A 7,436-nucleotide genomic window follows, 5' to 3' on the forward strand; every position below is an offset into this window, starting at 1 on the left:
TTCGTTAACTACTTTCATCATAGCAGAAGGAAGAAGTCAGTAGTCAGTAGTCAGTAGTCATGAATTATTAATGATTAATGATTAATGATTGGTGATTGGTGATTGGTGATTGGTGATTGGTGATTGGTGATTGGTGATTGGTGATTTGTGATTGGTGATTGGTGATTGGTTATTGGTTATTTGTTGTCAGTTGCAATACCCAATGCCCAATGCCCAATGCCCAATGCCCAATGCCCAATGCCCCATGCCCCATGACCCATGCCCGATGCCCCATGCCCCATTCCCAATTTTTACTTTTTTTGCAACAACCAATAAGTCATCATCTCCCCCTTACCTTTTACCGGAATCATTCCTCGCCTCTCAAACAAATACTTATCTTTCAAAAGCTCATAAGTGACATCAGTAACTTGAATGTTTCCGGAAAATCCCGTAACTTCCATCCTCGCCGCCACATTCACCGTATCTCCCCACAAATCATAGGTAAACTTGCTCACACCAATCACTCCCGCTACCACCGGCCCGGAATTGATACCGATGCGAATTGCCAGTTTTTCTCCTGTCTCGGCCGACAACTTAGCTATTTTTGCCTGCATTCCCAAGGCCATTTGGGCGATCGCCTCAGCATGATCGTCTCTCGGCGTCGGCAATCCCCCAACTACCATATAAGCATCACCAATCGTCTTAATTTTCTCCACACCGTACTTTTCAGCTAACTGGTCGAAGTGCGAAAAAATCACGTTCAATCGCTTCACCAACTCCGTCGGAGACATTCTCGCCGACAGTTCAGTAAAGCCAACAATATCAGCAAATAAAACACTGACTTCTGCAAAACTATCAGCAATTGTAGTTTGCTCCGCTTTCAAACGTTCAGCTATTGGTTTCGGTAAAATATTTAACAGCAACTTCTCGCTTTGTTCCTGTTGAACTTTGAGCGCTTCTTGAGCTAATTTACGCTCTGTAATATCAGAAACAGTACCTTCATAATACATCAGCTCACCTTTTTCATCTCTAACAGCTCGGGCATTTTCTGATACCCAAATCCGGTGGCCGTCTTTGTGAGAGACCATAGATTCAAACCCCAACACAGCATTTTGTGCATCCATAGCCGCCTCGAATTGCTGGCGGCGTTCCGGCTCAATGTACACTTGAGAAGTATTTTTAATACATAACATCAGTTCTGCTGGCGAGTTATAACCATACAATTTTGCTAAAGCTGGATTAGCGCTAATAAACCCTCCTGAAGGCGTGCTTTGAAAAATGCCTTCCATCGCATTTTCGACAATACTGTGATATCTTTCTTCAGCAATTCGCAGTAATTCTTCGGCTTTTTTGCGCTGAATCAAAGAACCTAATTGACTGCCTACAGCATCAAAAACATCTATAAATCGCGCGTCTTTCCTACCTGGCAAAATTTTAAAGAAAACCAGCACTGCCAAGAGTTCATCGCCTACCACAATCGGCACACCAAAAGCTGCTTTAAATCCGGTTGCTTGTGCTATTTGACTTCGAGTAAAAGGCGGGTAGCCCTGGGTAATATCTTCTACCCACTCCGGTTGCTTGGATACCCAAACTCGTCCCGGTAGCCCAATATTCCTGGCAAATGTCAGTTTTTTGCTTTCCCTGCGGAACCAGTCCATGCTGGCGTTGCCCGCATACCAACCCCTGGCAGATTCCAGGAAAGTTCTTTCTGCATTGGGAATCCAAGCTTCTCCTAAATCCCATCCGATTGTTTCGCCAACTTGGTGCAGAATTACTTCTAAAGCTGAGTCAAAGTTTACAGCTTCGCCGATCGCCCGCGTAATTTCCAGCAAAAACCGGATTGATTCTTGAGCCCGCTGCCGTTCCGCGATTTCTTCCTGCAATCTCGAATTGCGATCGTGCAATTCCCTGGCTTGCTGTTGCAGTTTCGATTGCAGCGATCGCAGCGAAAGTTGGTTTTCGACGCGGGCCAAAACTTCTTCTACTTGAAAAGGCTTAGTAATATAATCTACTCCTCCTACTTGAAAAGCTTTAACTTTTTCCAGCACGTCATCTAGCGCACTAATAAAAATCACCGGAATATCTTTAGTATTTTCAATTATTTTTAACTGCTGACAAACTTCATAGCCGTTCATTTTCGGCATATTAATATCTAGTAAAATTAGATCCGGAGGAGACATTTGTGCCGCTTGCAGAGCCAGTTGTCCGTTAATCGCCTTCCTGACTTGATACCCGTGGGATCCGAGCATAGTGGATAAAAGTCGCAAATTGTCCGGCATATCGTCAACGATCAGAATGTCTCTAGGAGTCGCTGGTAGTGGCTGGTCGTTCATCATAATATAATTGAGTTAAATCAATAATGATATCTATCCGAAAATTCTCGACCAAATCTTTTAAAGCGTTAGCGAGATTTGCTTCAGTTTCGGGAATTTGCTCGATCAGTTGGAGAATGCGATTGTCGTCAACGCAAAGTGCTGCTTGGTACAAATCGACTACCCAGTCTCTGGGCATTACACTCAAATCCTCCGCGGTCAAACTTTTCAGCAGTTGCGGTGCCGAACCAGAAGTAGATGAGTTTTCTTCCTCATAAATATACCGCAGGTTCAGGTGATGAGCTATCTTTTCAAATAGTACCTCTTCCCGAAACGGTTTACAAATGAAATCATCACAACCAGCAGACAAAATTATGTGTCGCTGCTCGTCAAAAGCACTAGCAGTCAGGGCAATAATTATGGTTTCTTTTCCTTCTGGAGTTTGTTTGATCAGTTTGGTTGCTGCGTACCCGTCCATCACTGGCATCAGCATATCCATTAAGATCAGGTGCGGCTTCCAAGTTGACTGTAAAGCAATTCCTTCTTGACCGTTAGTTGCTTCCTCGACTTCAAATCCCAGCGGTGCGAGCAACTTAAGCAGCAGTTGGCGATTTTCGGCTACATCTTCAACTATTAATATCCGATAAATTTGCTGTCCGGCTTCTAAAGCAATAACTTGTTTTGCCGTCGTTTTTTCTTGTTCGTCGCTTTCTGTTACTAACTTAACCTGGATATTAAACGTGAAAGTTGTGCCTTGACCGAGTTGACTTTCCACAGAAATATCACCTCCCATAATCCTGACAAACTGTTGGCTGATCGGCAATCCTAGCCCGGTTCCCTGCATGGATCTTCGACCTGTTTCGGTTTGTACGAAGGGCTTGAATAATGTGGGAAGTTCCAAGGGGGAAATGCCGGGGCCGGTGTCGGAAATTTCAAACAGCAATTGAGATTGATTTTCTTCAGTCACGTTGGTTTCTGCTTGGCTGCTAACGCGCAGAGTAACAATTCCGTGTTGAGTAAATTTAATTGCATTGCCGAGCAAGTTAATTAAAACTTGCCGCAATTTAGATTCGTCTGTTTGAATGTACTGCGGCAAATCGCCGATATTTTCAAAGATTAGATGCAAGCCTTTGGAGTTGGCTTTTAGTTGCAGCATTTCTCTGAGGCTGTCGAGAATGTTGTAGAGGTTGAAGCGGCTTTCATTAATGGTAATTTGACCTGCTTCTATTTTGGACATTGACAAAACATCATTGATGAGTTCTAGCAAATGTTCGCCGCTGCGGTTGATAATTTCTATGTATTCTTTTTGTTCTGGTGTGATAGAAATATTGCGAGCCATGACTTGGGAAAAACCGAGAATGGCATTGAGAGGCGTCCGCAATTCGTGACTCATGGAAGCGAGAAATTGGCTTTTGGCGCGGTTGGCAACTTCCGCGTTTTCTTTGGATTTAATCAGTTCCATTGACTGCCTTTGAGTGCGAGCGAGCAATTCGGCTTGCTGCAATGCTACTCCTAGCTGGGTGCCTACATGAACTGCAACGTTGATTTCAGCTTCGCTCCACTGACGGGGAGCTGAATTTTGATAGGATGCTAGCAATCCCCAGAGCTTGTCACCGCAGAAAATTCGGACGGTAATATAGGATTTGGCTTGAAATCTTTCTAGCAATTCGATGTAACAAGGGCTGAAGCCTTGCTTGTAAATATCTTGGACGCAAAGGTAAGTTTTACCTCTGCTGTAGGCTCCACCTGCGGTTTCTTGCAAATAAGTATCGCAGATTTCTTGTGAGGTGCTATCGAATTTTTGGACGAGGCAATTTTCGCTTTCTAAGGCGCCTTCTGTGAAGTTGGGGTCTATTTGCTGTGCTTGGATGAAAGAAATCCACTTGCTGTCAACGGATTCGGCTACAAATTCGCCGCTCCAGTCAGGATTGAAACGGTAAAGCCCGACTCGATCGCATTTCATGGTTTGGCGCAATTCTCGGGTTGTCGCGTGAAAAATTTCTCGGAGATCTAAAGTCTGCCGCATTCTTTCAATGATGCGGGCGATCGCTCTTTGGCGCAAAGCACTTTCTTGCAATTCGGTTTCTGCTTGCTTGCGTTCGGTAATATCTACAGCCATTGAAGCCGTACCGATTGCTTTGCCATTCTCGTCAATTAGCTCAGTATTGTACCACTCGCAGATGATAATTCTGCCGTCTTTGGTCAGATTTTCGGAAGTGGCGCTGGATTTGGCACTCAAGCCACGATCGAAAATCTCAGATGCTTGTTGGCGGTAGCTTTCAGGTACAATCAAATCGGTGGCGACTCTCCCTTTGGCTTCTTGCTCGCTGTAGCCAAAAATAGCTTCTGCTGCGGGATTCCAAGTGATAATTTCTAAACTCAGGTTTAACTCGATCACTGCGATCGGCGTTTGCTGCAATAAAAATGAGATTCTTTGCTGCGATGCTAGCAGTTTTTCTTCGGCTAATTTGCGATCCGTGATATCATTAGACGTGCCGAGAATTTGTTTCGGTTTACCATCAGCTTGTCTCAGAAATACTGTATCCCAACTGTGCATCCACCGCCATTCGCCGTTTTTGTGCCTCATCCGGTATTGAAATTCGATGATGTCACCACCTTGAGATCGATCGAACTTTTGAATATGTTGAAAAAAAGCCGATAAATCCTCGGGGTGCACCAGAGTTTGGAGCATGGCTTTACCCATATCTTGTATTTCTTCTGCCCCGTAGCCGAGGATCGTCGCAATTTGGCGGTTGGTGTAGACATTCCGCTGCTCAATTAAATCGTAAACGTACAATAGGTTGGGATTGGAATCGGCGATCGCCTGAATGAAGTGCTGGCTTTCTCGGAGTGCAGATTCTGCTTGTTTGCGATCGGTAATATCTCGCGCTACCATAATTACTGATTCTGCTGACAGCGGAGAAACTTTAGCATCTAGCCAAACTTCGCGATCTCCGACTGTATAGCTATATTCAACATTGATGCTTTGCTTCGTTTTGAGAACTTGTTGGATGGTATTTAATACCAAATCTGCTACAGATTGTGGCAAGACTTGATGGGCGGTTCTGTTAATCATTTCGCTGGCAGGTTTGGCAAAATTCGTCGCTGATGTCGGTGCGATTTTGATGCAGCGCCCTTCTGCATTTCTCACTAAAACTATGTCAGTCATGGCAGCAAAAATAGTCCGCAATTCTGCTTCTGACTCTTGCAGAGCTTGCTCGGCGAGGATGCGGGTGCGAATTTCTGCTTGCAACTGTTTATTTTGCCGATCGAGCTGCCCAATTCGCTTTTTCTCTCGATCGATCAGTTGAACTTGAGCCAGCGCTATCCCTAGTTGAGCCGCCACCGCTTCTAACAAGTCGATTTCATCTTTCGTCCATTCCCGGTAGCGATCGCACTGGTGCAAGCAGATAGCGCCATTTGCCCTGCCTTGGTAGGAAGTGCGAATTGCCAGCATCGATTTTAACCCAATCTCGCGGCAAATCGGTCTAATAGCTTGCAAAAGAGGGTCTGAGTAAACATTGTTGGAGGCGATCGGCCGATCTTGTATCATCATTTGTACGATGTGAGGATTTCCCCAAATAGGAATGGGTACGTTCCAAATAGATTCCCACTCGGGTTCGAGATACTCCGCCGCCAGAGGAATATCGACTTGGGGAGTAGTAATGTAAGTATGAATCAAGCAGCGATTGACGTAGAATGTCTGACCGATTTGAGTTGCGGCTGTTTGAAAAATTTGTTCTGGATGCAAGCTCGATCGAATTTCTTGAGTTATTTTGGCAATCAGCAACTCTCGCTGAACTTTCCGTTCTAAAGCAGATTTAGCTGCGGCAGTTTCTATTTCTGCTTGCTTGCGATCGCTGATATCAAAAAGCACGCCATACCAAACTATATCGCCATTCTCGCGCATTTCTGGTCGAGAATTAGATTGCAGCCATTTGAGTTTTCCCGACGGCGTAACAATCCGCCATTCAAAGGCAAAAGGTTCTAAAGTTCGAGCGCTTTCTGCAATCGTTTCCATCACATATTCTCGGTCATCTGGATGATTTCGATCCCATACCAAGCCAGCATCTTTTAAAATCTTTTCGCTCTCTAATTCGTAAATTTCCCGACAAGCATAACTGATATATTCAAACTTATAACTTCCCTGTGGATTTTGCACTAATTGGTAAATAACGCCCGGTATATTAACCGCCAATTTCTGCAACCGCGCTTTGCTTTCCCGGAGTGCTTGTTCTGTCTGCTTCCGAAATTCTACCTCTCGTTGCAGTTGGACATTCTGCTGTTTTAATTGTTTCGATAGCTGCTGGATAGTCAATTGACTTTCGATCCGCGCTAAAACTTCTTCCACTTGAAAAGGCTTAGAAATGTAGTCAACACCGCCAATTTCAAAAGCTTTTACCTTATGAAAAGTTTCATTAAAAACGCTCAGAAAAATTACCGGAATTTCCCGAGTCTTTTCGTTGGCCTTCAGTTTTTCGCATACTTCGTAGCCGTTCATTCGGGGCATGGCAATATCTAGCAAAATCAGGTCTGGTAGAACGGTAAATTTAGCATTTACAACCATTCCTCCAGAAATAGCCCGCTGAACTTTATACCCTTCTTTCGTTAAGATATTTGATATAAACCGAAGGTTGTTAGGCTGGTCATCAATAACTAAAATGTGAATGCTTTCTTTGTCAATTACCATTTTTTTCTAGAGCCATTTTTCCTGTCTATTGTTAGCAGGTCAATTATTTAATGAAGCGAGAAATTAATTTCCTGAAAATCAAATGATTCATCAAGCCTTTTCAAACTAAGCATACAGAGATTTTTTTAGATAAGTCCATTGACTGACGTGCCTTTTCCTAGTTTTTTTTGATCCCGATATTAGATTGCCAACTCCTATTAACCGAATTGTTGCCATATTTTATCGTAAAAACAAATCCAATTATTCCCTGAAAATATTAAGTTTTGCCAAAAAAATCATTGATTAGGCACTCCAGATTTTTAAACCTGAGTTTTTTAACTCTGTTCTAGGGCTGCGATCCGTCTTTTCGTACATCTAACCGCTCGTAAAAACATGGACAAAGCTACCCAAAAGTAGTCAATGTTAGACATCTACGTTAGTAATTTTAGTCCACAGTCCTAAAACTACAGGAATAA

Annotated in this window: 2 protein-coding genes; both read right to left on the reverse strand. The window is 43.7% G+C overall.

The genetic code is table 11. The features are described 5' to 3' along the window. Positions 1-290 precede the first annotated feature (290 nt). Complete coding sequence (locus JGK20_RS21100; RefSeq protein ID WP_293232022.1) at positions 291-2,315, reverse strand: adenylate/guanylate cyclase domain-containing protein; 2,025 nt, start codon at positions 2,313-2,315, stop codon at positions 291-293. Beyond that, a complete protein-coding gene (locus JGK20_RS21105; protein ID WP_293232024.1) occupies positions 2,281-6,981 on the reverse strand; it encodes a PAS domain S-box protein in 4,701 nt (1,566 codons plus the stop codon). Before JGK20_RS21105 ends, JGK20_RS21100 begins: the two co-directional genes overlap by 35 nt. Positions 6,982-7,436: the final 455 nt, after the last annotated feature.

The organism is Microcoleus sp. PH2017_05_CCC_O_A, assembly GCF_020738785.1.
Classification (GTDB): domain Bacteria; phylum Cyanobacteriota; class Cyanobacteriia; order Cyanobacteriales; family Microcoleaceae; genus Microcoleus.

Coding starts and splice junctions, on each gene's coding strand:
- JGK20_RS21100 (WP_293232022.1), bottom strand. CDS start 2,315: ATGATGAACGACCAGCCACTACCAGCGACTCCTAGAGACATTCTGATC.
- JGK20_RS21105 (WP_293232024.1), bottom strand. CDS start 6,981: ATGGTAATTGACAAAGAAAGCATTCACATTTTAGTTATTGATGACCAG.